At 66.7% G+C, this 18,533-nt stretch carries 19 protein-coding genes; 1 reads left to right on the top strand and 18 read right to left on the bottom strand.

The genetic code is table 11. The features are described 5' to 3' along the window. Window positions 1-72: 72 nt before the first annotated feature. The 4 genes from AC3ZJJ_RS07360 to AC3ZJJ_RS07345 all read right to left on the bottom strand — a co-directional run bounded on the left by AC3ZJJ_RS07360 (window position 73) and on the right by AC3ZJJ_RS07345 (window position 7,347). Window positions 73-459: a hypothetical protein gene (locus AC3ZJJ_RS07360; RefSeq protein ID WP_489894989.1), complete on the bottom strand. Its 387-nt coding sequence runs from the start codon at window positions 457-459 to the stop codon at window positions 73-75. A gap of 110 nt (window positions 460-569) precedes the next feature. After that, complete coding sequence (locus AC3ZJJ_RS07355) at window positions 570-2,213, bottom strand: hypothetical protein (RefSeq protein ID WP_489894987.1); 1,644 nt, start codon at window positions 2,211-2,213, stop codon at window positions 570-572. Between the two features lie 9 nt (window positions 2,214-2,222). Further along, window positions 2,223-2,981: a hypothetical protein gene (locus tag AC3ZJJ_RS07350; protein ID WP_489894985.1), complete on the bottom strand. Its 759-nt coding sequence runs from the start codon at window positions 2,979-2,981 to the stop codon at window positions 2,223-2,225. A 10-nt stretch (window positions 2,982-2,991) separates the two neighbouring features. Next, window positions 2,992-7,347: a phage tail tape measure protein gene (locus AC3ZJJ_RS07345; protein ID WP_489894983.1), complete on the bottom strand. Its 4,356-nt coding sequence runs from the start codon at window positions 7,345-7,347 to the stop codon at window positions 2,992-2,994. Window positions 7,348-7,389: 42 nt separating this feature from the next. Between AC3ZJJ_RS07345 and AC3ZJJ_RS07340 the strand changes: the two genes are divergently transcribed. Next, entirely contained in the window at window positions 7,390-7,605 is a 216-nt protein-coding gene (locus AC3ZJJ_RS07340) for a hypothetical protein (protein WP_489894981.1), read from the top strand. On the opposite strand, the gene AC3ZJJ_RS07335 is transcribed toward AC3ZJJ_RS07340, so the two are convergent. The 14 genes from AC3ZJJ_RS07335 to terL form a co-directional block, all read right to left on the bottom strand. Then, window positions 7,592-7,753, bottom strand: coding sequence for a hypothetical protein (locus AC3ZJJ_RS07335; protein ID WP_489894979.1), 162 nt, complete (start codon window positions 7,751-7,753; stop codon window positions 7,592-7,594). The two genes, AC3ZJJ_RS07340 and AC3ZJJ_RS07335, sit on opposite strands and share 14 nt — an antisense overlap. 179 nt (window positions 7,754-7,932) lie before the next feature. Continuing rightward, window positions 7,933-8,589 (bottom strand): hypothetical protein, encoded by a 657-nt coding sequence (locus AC3ZJJ_RS07330; protein WP_489894977.1) that lies wholly within the window; start codon window positions 8,587-8,589, stop codon window positions 7,933-7,935. Window positions 8,590-8,698: 109 nt separating this feature from the next. After that, complete coding sequence (locus tag AC3ZJJ_RS07325; RefSeq protein WP_489894975.1) at window positions 8,699-9,214, bottom strand: phage tail tube protein; 516 nt, start codon at window positions 9,212-9,214, stop codon at window positions 8,699-8,701. 2 nt (window positions 9,215-9,216) lie between these two features. Next, entirely contained in the window at window positions 9,217-9,447 is a 231-nt protein-coding gene (locus AC3ZJJ_RS07320) for a hypothetical protein (protein ID WP_489894973.1), read from the bottom strand. Window positions 9,448-9,457: 10 nt separating this feature from the next. After that, window positions 9,458-9,886 (bottom strand): hypothetical protein, encoded by a 429-nt coding sequence (locus AC3ZJJ_RS07315; protein WP_489894971.1) that lies wholly within the window; start codon window positions 9,884-9,886, stop codon window positions 9,458-9,460. Next, window positions 9,876-10,259 (bottom strand): HK97-gp10 family putative phage morphogenesis protein, encoded by a 384-nt coding sequence (locus AC3ZJJ_RS07310; protein WP_489894969.1) that lies wholly within the window; start codon window positions 10,257-10,259, stop codon window positions 9,876-9,878. Before AC3ZJJ_RS07310 ends, AC3ZJJ_RS07315 begins: the two co-directional genes overlap by 11 nt. Before the next feature lie 9 nt (window positions 10,260-10,268). After that, a complete protein-coding gene (locus AC3ZJJ_RS07305; protein WP_489894967.1) occupies window positions 10,269-10,607 on the bottom strand; it encodes a DUF6093 family protein in 339 nt (112 codons plus the stop codon). 71 nt (window positions 10,608-10,678) lie between these two features. After that, window positions 10,679-11,092 (bottom strand): hypothetical protein, encoded by a 414-nt coding sequence (locus AC3ZJJ_RS07300; RefSeq protein WP_489894965.1) that lies wholly within the window; start codon window positions 11,090-11,092, stop codon window positions 10,679-10,681. 126 nt (window positions 11,093-11,218) lie between these two features. Continuing rightward, window positions 11,219-12,319 carry a phage major capsid protein gene (locus AC3ZJJ_RS07295; RefSeq protein ID WP_489894963.1) on the bottom strand — a complete coding sequence of 367 codons (1,101 nt, stop codon included), beginning with the start codon at window positions 12,317-12,319 and terminating at the stop codon, window positions 11,219-11,221. 13 nt (window positions 12,320-12,332) lie between these two features. Continuing rightward, on the bottom strand, window positions 12,333-12,683 hold the full coding sequence (locus AC3ZJJ_RS07290; protein ID WP_489894961.1) for a DUF2190 family protein: 351 nt from the start codon (window positions 12,681-12,683) through the stop codon (window positions 12,333-12,335). A gap of 2 nt (window positions 12,684-12,685) precedes the next feature. Then, window positions 12,686-13,996, bottom strand: coding sequence for a hypothetical protein (locus AC3ZJJ_RS07285; RefSeq protein WP_489894959.1), 1,311 nt, complete (start codon window positions 13,994-13,996; stop codon window positions 12,686-12,688). A gap of 165 nt (window positions 13,997-14,161) precedes the next feature. Next, entirely contained in the window at window positions 14,162-15,214 is a 1,053-nt protein-coding gene (locus AC3ZJJ_RS07280) for a phage minor head protein (RefSeq protein WP_489894957.1), read from the bottom strand. 209 nt (window positions 15,215-15,423) lie between these two features. Next, window positions 15,424-16,971, bottom strand: a complete 1,548-nt coding sequence (locus tag AC3ZJJ_RS07275; RefSeq protein ID WP_489894955.1) for a hypothetical protein — start codon at window positions 16,969-16,971, stop codon at window positions 15,424-15,426. Between the two features lie 21 nt (window positions 16,972-16,992). Next, a complete protein-coding gene (gene terL / locus AC3ZJJ_RS07270; protein ID WP_489894953.1) occupies window positions 16,993-18,531 on the bottom strand; it encodes a phage terminase large subunit in 1,539 nt (512 codons plus the stop codon). Window positions 18,532-18,533: the final 2 nt, after the last annotated feature.

Raw genomic sequence — 18,533 nt, 5'->3', positions numbered from 1 at the left:
CTCGGTGAGTAGGGCTGTAATCTCACGCTGGGCGGCGAGGGCGCGGAGCGCGGACGGGTCGGACGTGCCCATCTAGGCGGTCCGGAACATGCCTTGGAACGAGAACTCAGTTCCAGCCGTCAGGGGGAAGCCGGGCGGCAGCGTCGACAGGGCGAGTTCCCCCGCAGAGGAGACTGCGATGCCTGCCGACGGCCCAGTGTGCCCCGTCGCCATTCCCGCCATGTAGCGGGGCCGGTACTGCGACTGGAGCGTTCCGATCGAGATGTTGCCGATGTTGCCGCTTGACGGTGCGGTGAGGGCTGCCCCGGTGTAGGTGCACCGCATCTGGATGTCGACGTCGAAGCCGGTCCGGTTCAGGGCGAACGCCGTGACCGTCCAGTCCGGGGCGAGGGTCATGGCCGCCCCAAGGTTCTCCGTGGCGATCCAGCCGGAGTTGTAGGGCAGTCCCTCCGGGGACATGCCCAGGATCCATGTGCGTATGTATCCGAACCACTCGCTGAACGACAGGACCGGTCGGAGCGGGCTGCTCCGCGTTGGTGCGCTCGGGGCGGAGCTCGTTAGTGGTGTGCTCACAGGGTTCCTCCGAAGTTGGTTAGCCATTCATCAAACTGGTCGAACGTGGTGAAGCCTTGCAGGGCGAGCCAGTCGTCGAGCTGGTAGACGTAGTCCAGCCCGTTGTTCTCCATCCACCGGTCATAGTCAGCGAAGACGACGTCCAGCAGGGCGAAGTCGAGCGACTGCGTGTAGGACCCGGCGTCGCCGGAAAGGTGGACGCCAGTGATGAGCGCCTTGGACCGGAGTTCGGTGTGGGCGTCCTTCAGCAGAACGACGTCGCCGAGTTGCCGGCCGAGGTCCGGCTTGACGCGCACCTGGTTGACGGTCGCCTTGGCCCGGGCGGTCTGGGACGTGAGCCACTCGAGCATCTCCTGCGCGGTGTTGTTGTCCTGCACCCAGCCGCCAGCATCGACCGACAGCGGGTTGAGTGCCTGCTCGTCGTCGGCCCCGCTGCTCGCCGTGACCGGCTCGCCGGGCTGAATGTGCAGCGACGTGCGGAGGATGAGGCAGGGGTTGCCGTTGCCGTCGACCAGCCACAGCGTGCTACTCGTCCGGTTGGTGACCTGGATGCGGACCCGCGACGGGCTGACCATCTTCGCTGTGATGCCTAGCGCGTCGCTTGAAGGGCGTGTGCCGGAGCCGTCTTTGCTGGTCGCTGCGGCCCAACGGGACATCTGGGTTTCGGGGACGTTGATGGGAAACTCGGGGTCGCTGAACGACCAGATGGGGATGAAGGGGCTGAGCCTGTCCGTGGTGCCGGTGATGTCTGCCCCCACGATGACGGTTTGCCCGGGCTTCACGCGGATGGTCTCTGTGGCCTCCCAGAGCGTAGAGGTGCCCCGTGACTCGGCAATGTCCGAGGGCGTGTAGGTCAGTTCGACACGGTCCGCGACCTCGGCGGGGTCGACAGACCAATCGAGCGACTCGAGGGAGTCCTGCGCCTCGATGATCTCGCTGTAGCCTCCGGTGCCCCGGAGGCTTTCGCGGTTCCGATAAGTGAACGCGCCGCCCTCGGTGATCCAGACGGCGCCCATCGTCGCGGCGGCGATGTTCTGCGCCACATCCCAGGCGGAGTTGCCGGCGACGCCGAAGACGCCCCGGAGCGGGGAACCTGTCGGCTCGATGTCCGTGGGGTATCCGGCCGACTCGGCAATGCGGCTCAGCACCCACGCCGCGTCGAAGGTCTCGACGGCGGGGTCGTAGTACCAGTCGAGCTTGAAGGGGAGGTTGAGCCGGGCGGAGCTCTCGTCCAGGTCGAGGCTGACCGCGTTGCTGACGTTGCTGCCGCTGATCGGGGCGACGACGAAGCTGCCGAGCGACAGCCCCGCGCCGGGCCCGTCGTGGGAGGCGTAGAGGCTGCAGGATCCGCCGGCTCCCAGCGCCAGGGCCCCGGTGCCCCACGGGCTGAGAGGGGCTCCCTCCGGCTGTGGGAAGGACGCCGAGGCGGTGGCGATCGAGAAGCCCGACGCGCCGCGCACCTGCCCGGGGAGCGACGATCCGGTGAGTTGCCGGTCGACGCTCCACGACCCGACCCGGGCCGTGCCGGCTGGCAGGTCGTCTCGGGCGGGAGGCCATGCGGATCCGGTCAAGCCCAGGAAGACCTCGGGGACAATCTCGACCTCGCCCTCGGCGGGCCACCCTGCCGGTTTGCTCTGCACGAGGGCCTCCTAGACCACGCCGGGTTTCCCAACCTCGGACAGGGTGACGTTGAACGCCGAACGGGATTCGTTGGCGGTGACCAGCTGGAGTGTGCGGCCGGGGTCGGCGACACTGACTTTGCACGGCGTACCCATGCCGGGGAACCATGCGCCGTCCGGTGGCCCCTCATGGACGCGGATGCCGGACACTCCCGTGTCGGCGACTCCGGCGGTGCCCGGAACATAGAGGGTGAGGACGACGTCGGCGGTCGGCGTGAGGAACGCGACCGCTTGCCGCGGGCCCGCGCCGGGGGGTGCGGTGACCTGCCAGCCCTGAAAGCTGCCGAGATCGTAGTGGGCGACGTTCGTACCGGCCGCGGCCGCGGACCACACACTGACCGCGTACATCCGGTTCGCGAGCAGCGGCACGGATACCTGGTGACCTCTCGGGACCGACCCGAGGGCCAGCCCGTCAACGTTCACCTTCAGCCCCGTCCCGGTGGTCAGGTGCGCGGCAACCATGTTCTCGCGGGCCGCGGCCACGTCATACAGCCAGCAGTCGCGCAGGATGCCCTGCGCGGCCGCCGTGAGAGACCGGACGACTGTGGCGTCCTTCCAACCCCAGTCCAGCGTCCAGCGGCGGGGCGCGTACCGTGCGCGTTGCACATACCGCACCCCGCCGGAGGACACGAACTCGGAACCGCCGCGCTCCACTTCCACCTGGACGTCCGGGCGGACCCTAACCAAAGGGACCATGCCGCCCAATGGGCCAAACAGGAATCCGGACACGCGGCCCCTCCTAGTGGTTGTTTGCGAAACGCCGGCCCTCTTGGACCAACGTGCCAGCCTGCCGGCCGTTGACCTGCAGCTTGGCGTGCAATTGAACGTTCGCCATCGCCGCCGCCAACTGGTTGTAGTCGATGCCAGACGATGCCGCGGTCCTCGAAGCCCCGTACCGTGCGACCTCGGGCGACTCCGGGACCCCGGAGCGGGGAACCGATACGAGCGTGCCCATGGCCGCGTCGACGTCGCTCTGCCGATTGCCCAACTGGATCGTGTAGCCGTCCACGGTGTCGTCGGCGGCGCCCATCATCACCCGCGAAGGCGACTTGATGCCCAGGGACCGCTTGAACGCCTTCTCAGCCTGCTTGCCGAGGTTGTAGAACGCCGACTCCACAGCCTTCTCCCGGCTGTACAGACCTGCGACCAGACCCTCGGCGGCGTGGAGGCCGCCCTTCTGCATGGCCTCCGTCAGCCGGAAGCCCGTGGACCGCCCGTAAGCGCTGACGCTATCGAACGAAGCGTCTAGGGCGTTCGCCTCGGACTTGGTCATCGACAGCATGGCGTCCGCGAGCTCAAACGTGCCAGAGGAAGTCCACTCGTCAATGGCTTGTTGGATCAGTTCGGGGCCGAAGCCCTTCTTCTGCAGACCCTTGATCTTCGAGTGCAGCTTTTTGGCGCTGGCCGCTTTCTCGCGGCCGGCGGCGAGCAGCGTCTTCTTGGTGACGGGCGTCTTATATCCGTAGGCGTCCTCTTGCCCGACCATGGCGCCGAGATCGAAGGTGCCCTCGACGGCGCCGCGGACATTGTTCACGACGCTCCGGAGTTCGTCGCGGGAATCCCGCGCCTTGTCCAGCGCCTTCGTGAGTCGGTTCGCCTTCTTCTCCAGCGACATGAGCTGCGCCTCGAAGGAGAACGCCTGGCCCTTGAGGTTCGACCGCTGTTTTTTGGACAGGTCCGTGTTGCGGGACTGCTCGAACATCTGGTCCACCACGGACATGCCGCTGCCGCTTGTGAACGACTCCCGGATGTTGCCGCGCTTGAGGTCGCGGGACAGGTCGAAGGACTGAGAAGCGAGTCGGGCCCGGCGGTCCCGGGCTTCCTCGTACCGCTTCTCGGCGCGGTCCAGACGTTTTTCGGCGGCCGAATCGTCCTTCTCGGACTTGGACTTGCGTGCCCGAACGGCTCCGGCCCGTGCGCGTTCCAACTCCCGTGCCGCTGATGCTTTCTGGTCGTCCGCCCAGCCGAGTCGGCCGCCGCCGGCGAGACCCGACAACCCGGCGAACGAGCGGATCGCGCTCGAGTCGTCCCGGTTGATGGCCGCCAACAGTCCGTTGTGCTTGTCGCTGGACCGCCGGTTGACCACCCATTCCTTGTCGTCCACCCACGCCAACGGCGTGCCGTCGGAGTTGACGCCGAGGATCTTGTCGGTACCCAACCCCGTGGTCGGCAGGCGCCCGCCGAAGGTAAGGCCGGGCATCCGCCGCCCCTTGGCTGCCTGGGGGCCGCCGAAGTAGGACCCGCTGAACGGTTCGATCTGCCGCTGCACCCGCTGCTTGATCGTCTCCGAGCGGGTCACGCTCACGTTGACGGAGACCGTCTTGCCCTTGAGGGAGTTGATCCTGCCCTGCACGCCGGCGACCGTGCCGTCATCGGTCACCCGAACGTACTCGGTCTTGCCGGTCGTCCGGTTGATGCGGGCCTGCACCGTCTGCACGGTCCCGTCGTCGGACACAAGGATGAACTCGTTCTTGCCGGAGACGCCGTTGATGCCGCCCTGGACCTCCATGATGGTGCCCTCATCGGTCACCGTGGTGCTGACCGTGCGGTCCCGGATATCTTGGATCTTCGCCGCGGTCACCGCGACCGTGCCGTCCTCCGTGACGATTACCTTGACGCCCTTCATCTCCGGGATGCGGTTGACCTGTTCGGTGGTGGCTTCGGCGGTCTTCTTCGCCTGGTCGCTCATCCACGTGTCGACAGACACGCCGTCGGGAATGCCCATAATGTCGCGGGCCATGTCCCGAGCGGCCTGGCCCTCGAGCCCGAACGCTTCCACCTGCTTCAGGACGGAATCGTACGACCCGGACAGGGACTTCTGGACGTCGCCCTGCGTGTAGACGTACTTGCCATTCTCGTCCACCGCCATGGCCATTGCCTCAGCCTGCGCCCGGGCGGCCTCGCCGAGGTCGTACAACATGGCCTCGTTCTCGCTGCCCTGCTCGGTGTTGGTGTTGAGGCTGGTCCCGTTCTCCTTGATGGACTCGGTGACCTCCCGCATGGAATCCTTGAAATTGCGCTTCGCGGCCGCGACGCTGGCCGTTCCCTCGCCGAGTGCGAAAAGCGACTCCATGAACTTGTCGAGCGACTGGACAGCGCCGTCGGCTTCCACTCCGGCTTCCTCAAGGGCCACGGAGAGTTCATCTGCGGCCCCTGCGGCTGCTACCGCTGCCGGTGGGGTACCGGTGATGGCGTAGTTCATCAGTTCCTGCGCAGTCATGGCCACGCCAGCGTTGGTGGCTACCTGGACGAGTGCGTCCTTATAGCCGGGCAGCGAGTTCAGGGCGGTCTGCGCCGACTGGCCATTGGCCTCGAACTCGGCGGCCAGCACCCGGAAGCTTGCGGCCGCAGCGTCTGCGTTGCCGCTGTCCACCAGCGAACCCATTTCGTCGGAGAGGTCGGAGAGGCGATCCTCCACTTGGCCGACGTCACTCTTGGCCCAGCCTGTCCAGGCGAACATGTCGTCGGCCCAGTTGTTGAGACCGTCGCCGAACTTGGGGTTGGAGATGCGTTCGATGCTTTGTGCAAGTGAGTCGATCTGCGGGCCCTTGCCCAGCATGCCGTCCCAGCCGCGGAACACGCTGTCGAGGTCTCTGGAACTGGCCTTCTCTCCAGCTTCGGCGACCCGCATCATGGCCTGGGCGTAGTCGGTGGTGGTCTTGATTTCCCGGTGCCCAAGAATTTGGGCTGCGACGGCTACCCCGGCAAGTGCGATGCCTGCGATGCCTGCGACCTTGGTGATCTTGCCGAGCGTGCCGGGGACTTTACCGCCCTGGGTCCCGAGGGACTGGAAGGCGGTCACGGTCTCGATGGCCGCCGGGACGAGACGCATCAGCCCGCCGGCGGCCAGTGCGCTGACGCCGACTATTCCAGCGACGGCGAACCCGGTGCTGAGGACAGGCTCGGGAATCTTGCCGACGACGTCGACGACGTCTTCCGCGCCCTGCACGATGCCGCGCAGCGCGGTGGAGACGCCCTTGCCGCCCTTGATGAAGACGGTGTCGAAGGATCCGCCGAGCTTCTCGATGTCGCCCAGCAGGTTGTCCTGGTTGATGCTGGCGGTGAGCGCTGCGAAGCCGGCCGAGTTGACGGCGGTTTCCCATTTCTCGATGCCGGCGGCGCCCTGCTCGTAGATGACCGAGGCGGCGCGCACGGCGTCGGACCCGAAGATGGTCTTGAGGGTGGCGTTTCGCTGTTCGGCGGACATGTCCTTGAGCGCGTCCTGCAGTAGGCCCGCGTATTCGGACATGCCGATGAACCGGCCTTGTGCGTCGTAGGCGCTGATGCCTAGTTCGTCGATGAGGCCGGCAGCCTTGTCCGAGTTGGGGGAGAGGGACTGCAGCATGGTCTTGAAGGACGTGCCAGCGTCGGAGCCGGTGAGGCCCGCGGCGGCGAATGCTGCGAGGGCGCCCGTGGTCTCTTCGACGGAGAGACCCGTCTGTGCAGCCACGAGACCGGACTGGTTCAGTGCCGCGCCAAGGTCAGCCACGGAACCCTGCGCCTTGCCCGCACCTGCGGCCAGCAGGTCGGCAAGGTGGGGGATTTGGTCGCCGGAGAGCTTGAACTGGGTGAGGGCGGAGGCGGCTATTTCCGCTGCGTCCGCGACGGCGAGTTCGCCGGCTGCGGCCAGGGACAGCGCCCCGTCTAGTCCGCCGCCGAGGATGTCCGCGGTGGACACGCCAGCCTTGGCCAGTTCTTCGATGGCGCCCGCGGCCTCTGCCGCGGAGAACGCCGTGTCTGCACCGGCCCGAATTGCAGCATCCCGCAGAAGGTCCATGTTGCCGGCCGACTCGTGCGTCGCCGCTTCCACCCGGGACATGGCCTTCTCGAACTCGGCATACTTGGCTACGGACAGGCCGACCATGGCGACCACGGAGGCGCCGAAGCCCATCATGGTGTTTCCGGCGGTCTGCCAAGACTGCTCGTTGTTCTTCGCGTCCAACAGCAGTCGGCCCATGGCCGAACTGGACTTCTTGCCGGCCTTCTCAGTCTCCTCGGCCGCTTGCTTGGCAGCACGGGCCGCGGCCTTCATGTCCGCTTCGAAGGCCCGGTATTCGGCCTTGATACGGACAGTTACGGTGCGTTCGGCAGCCAAGGGGACCCCCTATGTGTGGGTTGGGCATGGCAGAATGGCGCCATGACTGAAAATGGGGGGAAGGTCCGGCACAAGCGCGGACACAACGCGATCATGACCGGGCTGGCGATGCTGGTATTCAGTGCGCCGTTCATCCTGGGGTCATGGGGCAATGACGGGCCGTCCGGGTTTCCCGTGCTCGTAGCGTTCGCCGGCCTGATCACGCTGATCGTCGGCTTTGGCGTTCGCCGCGAGCAGTCGGTTTCTAGTCCCAGCTGACGACGGGATAGATCTTCTGCCCGGGCCACTGCTCTCGGTTTTTGTCGTCCTTCAGGGCATCGAGCGGTTCGCAGCCGTGGCACATGGCGTCGTCTTTCCATTCGACGCGGCCCACGTTGGCGTCCCCGCGGGTAATGGAGTGCGGCAAACCGCACCCCCCGCAGATTGAATCTTCGTAGGCGCGCAGGGCCAGCGCGATGAGCCGGTCCCGGTCATTGATGGTGCCGTCCTGTGTGCGTCCAAGGAGAACCGTGATGGGCCAACGCTGCTCCCGCGCCGTGCGCGCCTCCAGTAGAAGGTGCGCCCAGCGCGGGCGAGCGAAGGCTTCTATGATTTTGGGACCGTGACCACCGGTGCCTCGTTGGCGGATCGGGACGCGGCCTGGGCGAGCAGTTCGACCTGCGCTTCGCCGAGCTTCGCGTAGAGGGCGCGGACCTGCTCGGCGGTGATGGGCTTCCACGTCTCGCGGACCTTGACGGTGGTGGACGCGGCGATGGTGCGGACGGCGACTTCGAACTCCACCAGCTTGCCGATGTGCTCGAGGGCGCCGGCGCGGACGATGCGGTTGACGTCCTCCACGGCCTTGATACCCATGCGGTCAGCGCTCTTCTTGCCTTCGGCGCGACCCAATGCAGCGGCGGCATCGATTTCGGCGGACAGCTCCTTGCGGATGGCCGCCTCGATGGCCTGCGTCTCTTCGGTGGTGCGTCCGGCGACTCGGAACTCCTTCTTGGACGCGCCCAGCTGCTGCCACAGCGAGTCGATCTGCAGCTGCAGGTCGGCGTTCGGGTCGGCCTCGCCGCCGAGAGAGGCGTCGAGCTCGTCGGTCTTTGGGACGTCCACCTTCTGGCGCTCGAGCGCGTCGATGTCGGCGTAGAGGTCTCCGCGGGCGTAGAGGTTCACCAGTTGGGTGTTGCGCTGGCCGCCAGCGAGCCAATCGTCGAGGTCCAGTTCGGTGGTGGCGGGGTTCAGGTTCTCGGACATGGGTTTCAGGCTCCAATGTTTGTGGGGTGTTCAGGCTCGGGTGGTGCGGGGTGGAACCGTGCGGGCGGGGAGCCTGAATTACCCGCCCGCACGGCAGTTGTGGGGCTTGTTAGGCCGTGACGATGGCGCGTTCGTCGATCTTTTCCTGGGGGTACCAGGTGAGGCCGAACTTCTCGTAGGACGCCGTCTGCGGCGACAGGACGCGGGGCGTGCCGGAGTGGACTTCGAACACACGGACCTCGTCGCCTGCCGCGAAGGGCACCTCGTGGGCCTTCTCGCCTTCGGCGATCTGGCCGATGCGCTCCACGAGGTAGCCGCCGATGCCGGACTTGGTGAACGTGGTCCACGCCTTGTCGTCGGCGGTTTCCTTCCAGCGAAAGAATGTGGTGGCCGCCTCGTAGGTGGGCAGGCCGGGGGCCTTCACCTCGTTCGAGGCGCACAGGGCGGGGTCGGCGATTTCCGCGTTGCCCGTGGCGCCCAGCTGGTAGTCGGCGAGCGTGATGAGGCAGGACAGGTCCAGCACTCCGACGCCGTTCAGTTCACTGAGCGGCGGCGCGTGGTAGTCGGACAGGGTGGGTACGTAGACGAGCTTCCGGTTTGCGTCGGTGAGCATCTTCAGCGCCATGGTTAGCGGCCTTCCTTCTTGGATGGAACTTCTTTGAGTTGGGGGAACCGTCCATCGAGGAAGGTTGCCGGGACGGGGCGATCGACCTTGACCCCGGTGTTCGCGTCGTAGACGTGGACCAGTCGGCGCGGGTCTACCGGTTCGGTGGCTTCCACCTCGTCCGGGGCCCCGGGTTCGGTGACGACGTCGACGGTGGTGTCTTTGGCCGGTTCGGTGACTCTTCGGGTTGCCACGGGGGCCTCCTTATGTGGTGGTGAGCCGCCATGGGAGCGGCAGGAAGAACCGGGCCGGGGTGACCTGGTTGTCTTGGATGGGGACGTTGATCCGGAACCCGTCGGGGTCTGGCATAAGCCAGCCGGAGCCGATGGGCTGGTTGGTGAGGGCGCTGCGGGCTTGCTGGGCGACGATCCGGCAGGTGCTGGGGTCTGCGGCCACAACGTTGGTTTGCGGCGCCCAGTCGAGGACCCCCGTGTCCGTGAGGCCGGTCAGGTCGCGCTCAAGAGGTAGGTCGCTGCCGATACCGGACCAGACAACGATGTACGGGCGGATCCTGCCGGCGACTTCGGGGACGCTGGCGGGCACATACCCGTCGTAGATGCGTTGCCCGACGTCGGGGAGCGCCCGTAGGAGTGCGATGTACCGGGCGTGGAGGACGTTCGGGTCAGGTGCCACCTGCCGCCCTCTCCGCTATGTCCGCCATCGCCTGTTCGAAGCCCGGCGCGTGCTTGTCGAGGGCTGGGCTCATGAACGGTCGGGCCGGCATTCGCGAGGTGCCGAGCTCGTTGAACTCCGAATAGTTCGCGGAAGCGATGACCTCGGCTTGGATCGACCCGGACGTGCTCACGGCGCGGAGGTCGCTGGTGCCGATCTTGTCGATCAGGTTGCCGGTGTCGATCACGTCCTTCGCGAAGGCGATCTGTTTCGCTGAACCCTGCACGTCCTTCGCGGTCTTGCGGACGGCTACTCTGGCCAGCTGGCCGAGCGCTCGCGGCCCCTTCCCAAGGTCGGAGGCGAGGGTGCGGAACTCCGAAGCGTCGAAGGTCATGGCTACCCCCTACGGGTTTTGCTGGGTCTGGTTGTCCTGGCAGATCAGGTCGGCTTCCCAGAGTTGGGAGCCGTGCATGGCCTGCTGGATTTGGTATCGGCGCCCACGAACGAGGAGGACGTCGCCGCGTTCGCCGACGCGGACGATGTTGAGGACTTCGACGGGCAGGACGGCGAGGTAGTCGCGCAGCTGCGTGGGTTGCTCGCCGGGGACGGGTGCGGCCTCGCGTTTGAGTGGCTGCAGTCTGCACGAACCGGTCCAGATGGCGGGCTCTCCGGTCCAGCCTTCCGGCAGCGGATACGGCGGGGGCTCGGCACTGCTGCGCAGGATGACACAAGGTGAGGTCATTGTGGCCGCCGCTACAGGCCTGTGGTGTTGTGACCAGTCCTCCGGCAGGACCGGCCAACCCGGTAGGGGGCTCACAGCCGGTGCTCCGCGCCCTCGGGTTTACAGCCGGGGTAGAACGGGATGATTTCGAAGAACCCCTCGTCGTCCGCGGCGTCGGCCGCGTCTGCCTTGCCCCGCAACACTGCGGCCTGTTTGCGCAGGTCTGCGGCGACGGCGGGCCCGTCGGTGGACAGGTCCTGTGTGCGAATCTTCTTCGCGAGGAGGACCTCTGAGGTGGCCATCGCGTCGAGGACATCGGCGGCGGCACGCCAGAGCATCCGGTCGGTGTGCTCGCCGGCGTTGGACGAGTCGGCCGTGTAGGCGTCGAGGTCCCAGCCGTGCAGGCCGAGGTAGCCGGCGAGGATGTCGTCGCCGATGAGGGGCGGTTCGCCCAGGTCGGAGACCAGCAGGCGCACTTTGCCGATTGCCGTGGTGAAGTCGACCATGCTGTCCTCCGTAAGTGTGGGGTGGCGCGCACCCCCGTCTGGGACCAGGGTGCGCGCCGGTTGGGTGCCGGGGTTCAGAACGCGGTTGATTTGCCGCTTCGGAACTGACCCCGGCGCCCGGGGGTCTTACTCGGTGGTGCCGGTGGACGCGTACGTGCCCAGCGGGGACAGTGCCGCGCCGCCCGTGACCTGACGGCCGCGGTACCAGATGGTGTCGTCCTTGAACGAACCGTCCTCGATGCCGACCGCGCCGCCGCCCGGGCGCTCGCCCTGATCGCGCTTCACCCGGATGTCGAGGTCTTCCTCGCCGACCATGGTGACCTTGCCGACCGCAGCGTGCTTGGACTCCTTCGGCGGCAGGATGTACCAGGTCGAGGCCGCGTTGGCGGACTGGTCGATGACCGACACCCGGTAGGAGACGACCACGTTGAACTTGCCGAACAGCGGGTTCGCCTTGGTCGCGGTCGAGGATCCGTCGACCGGGATGCGGGGTTCGCTGACCAGAGCTTCGGCCTCGAACTGCAGGGTCTGCGGGACGACCAGGTTCAGGCGTTGCCCGGCCAGGTTGATCGGCAGCTTGTCCTTGTCCTTGCGGACCACGATCGACTTGAATGCGGCGAGCAGGTTCGCGTGGTTCAGGATCTTGTTGGACGGTGCGTTGCCGTTGCCGGCGTTGAAGAACGCGGCGTTGGGGCCGGCCGCGGACACGAACTGCGAGAACACGTACTGGTCCTCGGTGGCGCGGGCCCCGCTGCCGAGGCGGCCGGGGAAGTCGAGCAGCTGGTGGAACTGGTTGTTCTTCCGCAGCTCCCACGTCAGACCGAACGTGTTACCGGTCTTGACGGCGGAGAACTCGAATGCGGACTCGCCGAGGGTCCGGCCCTTGTACTCCTCGCCTTCCTTGACGAGGTCGAAGGACTCGCGGCCGCCGAACACGTCGACGTCCTTGGCCGGGCGGAAGTCGTTGACATTCTTGATCGGGGCGAGGGCCTGCCACTCGGGCGTGGTGTTCTCGTACAGGTCGCGTGCCTGGATCTGGAACGCCGCGCCGAGGAGGTGCGGGAAGTCGGACGTGGTGAACGCCTCGGTGAGGCGCCCGAGCGCGAACGAGGTCTTGTTCGCCACGCCCTCGTTGAACAGCTTGGCGGCCTCGAGGATGCGGTCCCGCACGTGCGGTGCAGTGCGGAAACCCTCGTTGGCCATGATCGTCTGGATATCAATGGTCATGTTTGTTGCCTTCCTAGGCCAGTGCGGCGGTCGTGGTGATCTTGCCGAAGGGGGCGACTTCGGCGATGCCGGAGCCGGTGGCCTTGGCCGTGATGGCCGCGCCGTACGGGAAGTTTCCGGTGGCGGTTGCGGTCAGCGTGTTGTCCGCTTCCTTGATGTAGACGGCCTGGCCTTCGGTGAGGGCGCCGACAACGGTGACGTCGTAGGACCCGTCGAGCCAGATGGTGACCTTCTCGCCGACGGCGGCCTTGGTCTGGGCGACGCCGACGAACTGGCCGATTTTCACTGGGGCGCCGGATTCGACCGCCTTGGTGGCGGTGAGCGAGATGTGCTTGCCGTGCGTGTAACGCTGGTTCTTCGCCATGGTTACTTGCCTCCCTTGAGCGCGGAGATGATGTCGGAGTCGGTGGCCTTGGGGCCGTCGCCGGCCTCGGTGGCCCCGATGCCGCGGACCTGGCCGAGCCCGTTCTCCTTGGCCAGCTTCGCGAGGTACGTTTCCTCGGCCTCGCGGGCGGCGTTGACGGTCGCGGTGAGCGTGTCCGTGTCCAGCTGCAGGTTCTCCGTCAGCGGGAGGCTGTCGGCGGCCGTGGACGCGGCGACGATGCGGGCGACAACCGATTCGGACAGATCGGCGTTGGCCGCGGTCACGATGGTCGTGGCGAACTCGCGGGCACGGTTGGCGGCCTTGGCCTTGGCCAGCGCCTCCTTCAGGTCCGTGTTCTCGGCCTCGGCGGCGGTGAGCTTGGATTCGAGTGCAGGCACCCGGCCGTGGGACTCTTCGAGGGTGCGCAGGCGCGCTTCCTCGACGGTGATGTCAGCCATGTTGGTGGTCTCCTTAGACTTGGCTTCCTTGGTTTCCTCAGCCGGGATCGGAGAGGAGTCATTGGGGACCGGGGCGTGCGCCTCGGTCGAGATAGGGTCGTACTCGGTGCGGCGGCGAACCTCGACCGGGTCGCCGGTGAAGGTCACGTTGACTCCGTCGAGGGTGTACGCCTGGCGGAACATGCTTCGGCCGGTCGTGAAGAACACGTACGAGTCGTCGTGGTCTTCGAGGTACGCCCAGTTGTCGCCGGCGCCGTGCGTGGCCCGTACCGCCTGGGACAGCCAGTGCCGCACGTCGTCGGCTACGGTCTCGGTGACGATGCGGTTCGCGGATTCGAGGACGGCGCTGATGCGGCCCCCGCGCCCGGCGACCGTCACGTAGTCCACACGGTTCAGCGGGGACGGGTGCAGCTTCTCGATGATGTTGCCCTTGCGGCCATCGGCTTCGCCTTGGCGTATGGTCGCTGCAGCGCTCAGCGAGGCGCCAATGTAGTCCTTGGCTTCGTGCAGGAACGTGCGCCATGGGGAGAAGACACTGTTTTCGGCGACCAGACGCCCCGGAAGTGGTCCAGGATTGTCCGGGTCTACCCAGTCGGGCTCCCATCGGGCGTCTTCGGACAACGCTGCGGCGAGCCGGGTGAGCGACCCTGCCGGCTGTTCGAAGCGTGCCATCTCGCCGTCGTGGTCCATGTGCTGTTGCGTGCCCTTGCTGAACACGCGGTCTGCTGCGGCCTGTTCGAGGACTTCCGGGCTGTAGTAGCCGGAGCTGCCCCATCCAGGCGTGGCAATGGTGATCTCTTGCCGGTTGCCCGTCAGTTCGCCGACGGCGGCTGCCTCGCGGATGATGTCAGTCATTGACCGACCTCCTAGAATTGGTTGCTATGGGGATGGATGATCGGAACGACGATCCGGGCGCCGCGGGGGAGTGCCCCGGCCATGAGTGGGTGATGGCGCACATCGACTTGTCTCGGCACGGCGGATTCATTTACGACGAGTGCAAGTGGTGTGGAACGCAGGCGGTTACGCGGCCTTAGCCAGCAGGTCTTTCACGGGGGTGACATGCCAGGAGTCGCGCCAGCCGTCGGTGTGCTTGACGGTGGCGAGGTCGTCCCAGCCGATGGCTCCACTGTTGAGCAGGTCGCGGCGGGCGCGGCCCATAATCTCGGCCTGCGAATCCGGGGTGAGGTTCCCGTACCAGGCTTGCGCGTCGGGGAACGTGTCTGCCGGCTCGTCAATGTTGAAGCCGAGTTCACGCCACGTCTTGGTGAGGTCGATGCGGGCGCACCGGCAGTTTTGGTGCCCGTCAGGCCCGTACGCCTCGTTGTCGTAGAGCGTCCCGTGTTTGGACAGGCACGCCGGGCAGGTGCGGGTTGAGAGGTCGCACCCCCACTTCCATCCGGTGAGGATGTCCGCGTTTTGTTGCGCTGCCGCGTGCGCCGCCGTGCGGCTGGCGTCCAAGGTTTCGGTGCGGGCGATGGTCAGGGCCCGTGTGAGGCCGCCGTTGAAGTTTCCTTCGGCCCGTTTGATGATGCGCCGGGCCGTTTCTCTGGGGTTCGCCCCCACGCTGATGCCGCGGATGAGTTCGCGCTTCATGACCCGCTCCACGTCCTCCGGAATGGGGAGGGTGGCTGAGTGGATGCGCTGCGTGGTGCGGTCGACCATGGCGGCGATTGCTTCGGGGGATACCGTGTCCCACCCGACGACGATGGCGGCACCGGTTGGCGGAACTTGGGTGCCGATGACTGCGGCGGCCCCGTTCCCGCCGACGTTGATGGCTTCAGGGATGCTGGCGGTGATGGTCAGGTTTGTGGCGTCCGCGAGCCCGTCCAGATTCGCCCGTGTGACCTGCAGAGCCTGCCGAAGACGCTTGTTGGCGCGCACCTTGGCCGCGGACACCCTGCCCTCCTTGGCATCGGCGAGCAGGTCGGCGATGGACGCCTCATACTCGGGCAGGAGCTCATCCCACGCCTGCACCCACTGAGCCACGATGGCCCGAGTTTGCTCGTCGGTGACCGTGGTCAGTGCCCGGCGGCTGTCTGCGATACGTCGGAGCGTTTCATCCGTGACAGCCACGCGTTACCTCCTCGATGAGCTCCCGGGGTTCTTTGGCGGCGGGCTGGATGGCCCATGCCCGCCGTTCGGCGCCGAGTACCCGCCACCGCGGGGTGCGAGCCACGCCGCGGTCCGCGGTGCCAGCGGGGACAGTTCTACCTGGCACCGCCGGCAACGCCACGTGCGGGACCATTCCCAGTACCGCGGGATGTGCCCCAGCCATCGGCAGATCATCGGAGCGTCTCGGCGGGGTCTTTGCCTTGCCGGTACGCGTCCGCTGCGGCCTGACCTGCCGTCGCGTCCGGGTCAAGGAACTCTCCGTCGGGCCCGGTGATGGTCTTCAGGATCTCGTCCACGTCCCGGACGCCGAGCGCACGGAGCGTGAGCCGAGCGATGATCAGCGGTGGGATCGTGCCGGTCCCGTTCGCTGTCTCGATGGCCTCCATGACCGTCGCCACGGGAAGGTCGTCAAGGTCTGGCCAGACGATGTCCAACGTGCGGTCGTCGTCGCCGCGCAGCGTGACAGTCAGGGTGTCGCCGCGCCGTGCGGTGGTCCCCTTCAGCGGCCCGCGGGGCGCGATGACAGCTTGGTCGATGACGTAGCCGAGAACGGCCCGGTACATCTCGGTCCAGAGCTCCTGCCGGCCCTGCATGCGCAGCTTCGTGGGGAAGTCCAGGGTCTCCGCGGTCGCCCGCGCACCGGTCTGCCCCGGGTCCCCAGAAAGGATGGTGACCGGGATGCCGAGCGCGGCGGCGATCATGGAGAGGACCGGGCGGCCGGACTCGGCGTCGATGGTCGCCCCAGTCTTCGGAACAGCCTCAAGCGTCTGGCCCTCGGACATAGCCACGGTGGAGCCGGCCGGCGCGTTGGCCATCCCGGCGAGACCGGCACGGGCCTGCTGTGAGGCGGCACCCTTCTTCGGGACCGCCTTGTACGCGATCTTCGAAAGGGCTTTGACGAGTAGCGTCCAGTCCTCCAGGAACTCCTTGTAGGCTCGCGCCCACGGCAGAGCCGCATAGGCGTCACCAATCCCGAAGGCCCAGCCGTCCAACCCGTTGTCGTGCAGGTGGTAGACGGGGGCGTCCCAGTTGATCTTGATGTTGTCGTCGCTCGTCGTCGCCCGGTACGTTTTGGACCGGATCTGGGGCCGGTACCGGATGTCCGGGTACAGCTCCTTGTGTTGGGTTGTCCCTTCGGTCCACTCGCGCACGTAATAGTGTGTCGTGGCCCTGTCACCGGGGGCGGTGATCTTCTCGGTGATCTCCTCGAACGGCAGGGTCCGTGCCTCCACGGCCCCGTCGAGCGGATCCGTGAAGAGAGCGATGATGACGTTCCCGTCAGTGCCCAGGGCCTTCTCCAGCCGAAGCTTCGCCTGGTGCCCGGTCAGGGTGGCACGGTTGCTGTCGTCGTCCAAGAACCTCTGCACGACGGCGTTGACGTCCTGCGTGCCCTCCTGGCCGTTGGACCGGGCGGTCACTCCGACGCCCTGCCCGTGAACGTAGGCGGCGCGGATCTCCAACCCGTTCTTGACGAGCGGGTTGCCCAACGCCATGAGGCGGCACAACTGCGCGGCCTTCTTCAGGCCTTGGCGGGAGAACTCGCCGGACATGCTGTCCGCAAGCCGTTCCCAGCCCTGATCCTCCATGGCCAGCTCGAGCGAGCCGAGTGCCTCTTGCAGCTTCTCGACCTGGTGCTCGGCGGTGGCGAGGGCGCCCGGGTCCGACTCGACTGCTTGGGCCGAGGGCGGGAGCCACAGCGCGACATTTGGTTCGCTCATCCGGGCACCGCCTTCCATGGGTTAGACCGGGCTGATAGACCAGCCTCGGTCGTCGTAGTCGTCGTACACATCGGGTTGCGTGTACTGATCGTCCTGCGCCAGAAGCGGCATGAGGAGGATGCGGTTGATGCCCTGCGACATGGCGTCGACGGTGTCGTCGTGCGCGCCGTTCGGGAACGATTTGGCTTCTTCGACCAGCTCTTCGACGTTGGGCAGCAGTTCCGGCGTGGGCAGGATGATGTTGCGCGAGTGGGCCAGCGGAGAAATGGCCGAGGCACGGGCGTACTTGCTGCCCTCGGGCTCGATCGGGATCAGACCGAAGAGCCGCTTCTGCAGCGAGTTGATCACCGCGGGCCCGTTGGCCTTGTCCTCAATGAACTTCGTGACCGCTTGCGGCCACTTCGCGGACAACGCCACGACGGCCGCCTCGGAGGCGTTGAAGTTCATCCGCGCCCGCACCATGTCCAGCAGGTACGCGTCCACGCCGACCCTGAGCCAGACCTGCCCGACAACAAAGTCCGACGTGGGCTTGTCCTTGAACGTGAAGTCCCACGTCTGCACGAGCTCGTGGTCGTCGCGGCCGATGCCGGGGACGTGCATGACGCCGTTGCCCTGGTCAATCCACATGGGTTCGCTGTAGCGCGCCCATTCCTTGGGGAACACGTTGCCCGTTTCAGGGTTCGGTGAGCCTTGGTAGAGGGCGGAGAAGTCACGGGGCCCGGCTTGTATCCGGATCTGCTCCCACTCTTCGTCGGTGCGCCCAATGTGCCCGGTGAGCTCGTTCTTTCGTGCGGACTTCATCCACTCCCCGGGCTGGCGGCCGAGCGGGTCGGTTTCGCCTTCGTCGGGGTTGTGGTTCGCCTGTGCGGGGATGTTGATGACCCGCCAGCGGTCCTTGTCGGGCTGGGATAGCAAGTAGCCGGCGAGGTCGTCCACGTGCCAGCGGGTGAGAATGAGAATGACGGGCGCACCGGGGGCGAGGCGGGTGGAACCGACGGAGCGCCAGAAGTTCTTGGCTTGCTCACGGAAGGTGGGGGACTCGGCCTGGTCACGGTTGGACACTGGGTCGTCAATGAAGAGGATGTCGGCCGGCTTGCCGGTGAGGCCGCCGCGGAGGCCGACGGCCTTGACCCCGCCCTTGTGTCCGTCGAGACGCCACCCGGATACCGCGCCGTTGTCCGCAGCGATGCGGAGACCAAGGTCGAGGGTGCCGTCCTGCCCGGAGTTGTCGGTGATGAACTTGCGGATGTCCCGGCCGAACTCTTGGGCGAGCGAAGCCGCGTAGGACACGACGGCGATGCGGCGCTCAGGGTTCCGGGTGAGGAACCACAGCGGCCCGACCTTCGTGACCCGCGTTGACTTGCCCTCCTGGGGCGGCATGCTGATGATGAGCCGGTTGATGCGGCCCGCTTCGACATCCACGAGCGCCTGGTCGATCAGGTCGAGAGCGGGAGTTTGGACCGTGGAGGGGTCTATCGCCCGGGCGAGTGCGCCGGGCGTCGAATAGGTGGCCGCCGGTTCGAAGAGTCGGGCCGCGTGCTCAGCCCAGCTGATAGTCACTG

This window comes from Arthrobacter sp. AOP29-A2-19 (assembly GCF_058138025.1).
The sequence above is the reverse complement of the archived record's forward strand: the minus strand, read 5'-3'. Positions and strand labels throughout refer to the sequence as shown.

Bases quoted from the DNA above. Each gene is read 5' to 3' on its own strand.
- AC3ZJJ_RS07360 (WP_489894989.1), bottom strand. From the start codon at position 459: ATGTCCCCGGAGGGACTGCCCTACAACTCCGGCTGGATCGCCACGGAG.
- AC3ZJJ_RS07340 (WP_489894981.1), top strand. From the start codon at position 7,390: ATGACTGAAAATGGGGGGAAGGTCCGGCACAAGCGCGGACACAACGCG.
- AC3ZJJ_RS07330 (WP_489894977.1), bottom strand. From the start codon at position 8,589: ATGTCCGAGAACCTGAACCCCGCCACCACCGAACTGGACCTCGACGAT.
- AC3ZJJ_RS07325 (WP_489894975.1), bottom strand. From the start codon at position 9,214: ATGGCGCTGAAGATGCTCACCGACGCAAACCGGAAGCTCGTCTACGTA.
- AC3ZJJ_RS07310 (WP_489894969.1), bottom strand. From the start codon at position 10,259: ATGACCTTCGACGCTTCGGAGTTCCGCACCCTCGCCTCCGACCTTGGG.
- AC3ZJJ_RS07305 (WP_489894967.1), bottom strand. From the start codon at position 10,607: ATGACCTCACCTTGTGTCATCCTGCGCAGCAGTGCCGAGCCCCCGCCG.
- AC3ZJJ_RS07300 (WP_489894965.1), bottom strand. From the start codon at position 11,092: ATGGTCGACTTCACCACGGCAATCGGCAAAGTGCGCCTGCTGGTCTCC.
- AC3ZJJ_RS07295 (WP_489894963.1), bottom strand. From the start codon at position 12,319: ATGACCATTGATATCCAGACGATCATGGCCAACGAGGGTTTCCGCACT.
- AC3ZJJ_RS07290 (WP_489894961.1), bottom strand. From the start codon at position 12,683: ATGGCGAAGAACCAGCGTTACACGCACGGCAAGCACATCTCGCTCACC.
- AC3ZJJ_RS07285 (WP_489894959.1), bottom strand. From the start codon at position 13,996: ATGACTGACATCATCCGCGAGGCAGCCGCCGTCGGCGAACTGACGGGC.
- AC3ZJJ_RS07275 (WP_489894955.1), bottom strand. From the start codon at position 16,971: ATGAGCGAACCAAATGTCGCGCTGTGGCTCCCGCCCTCGGCCCAAGCA.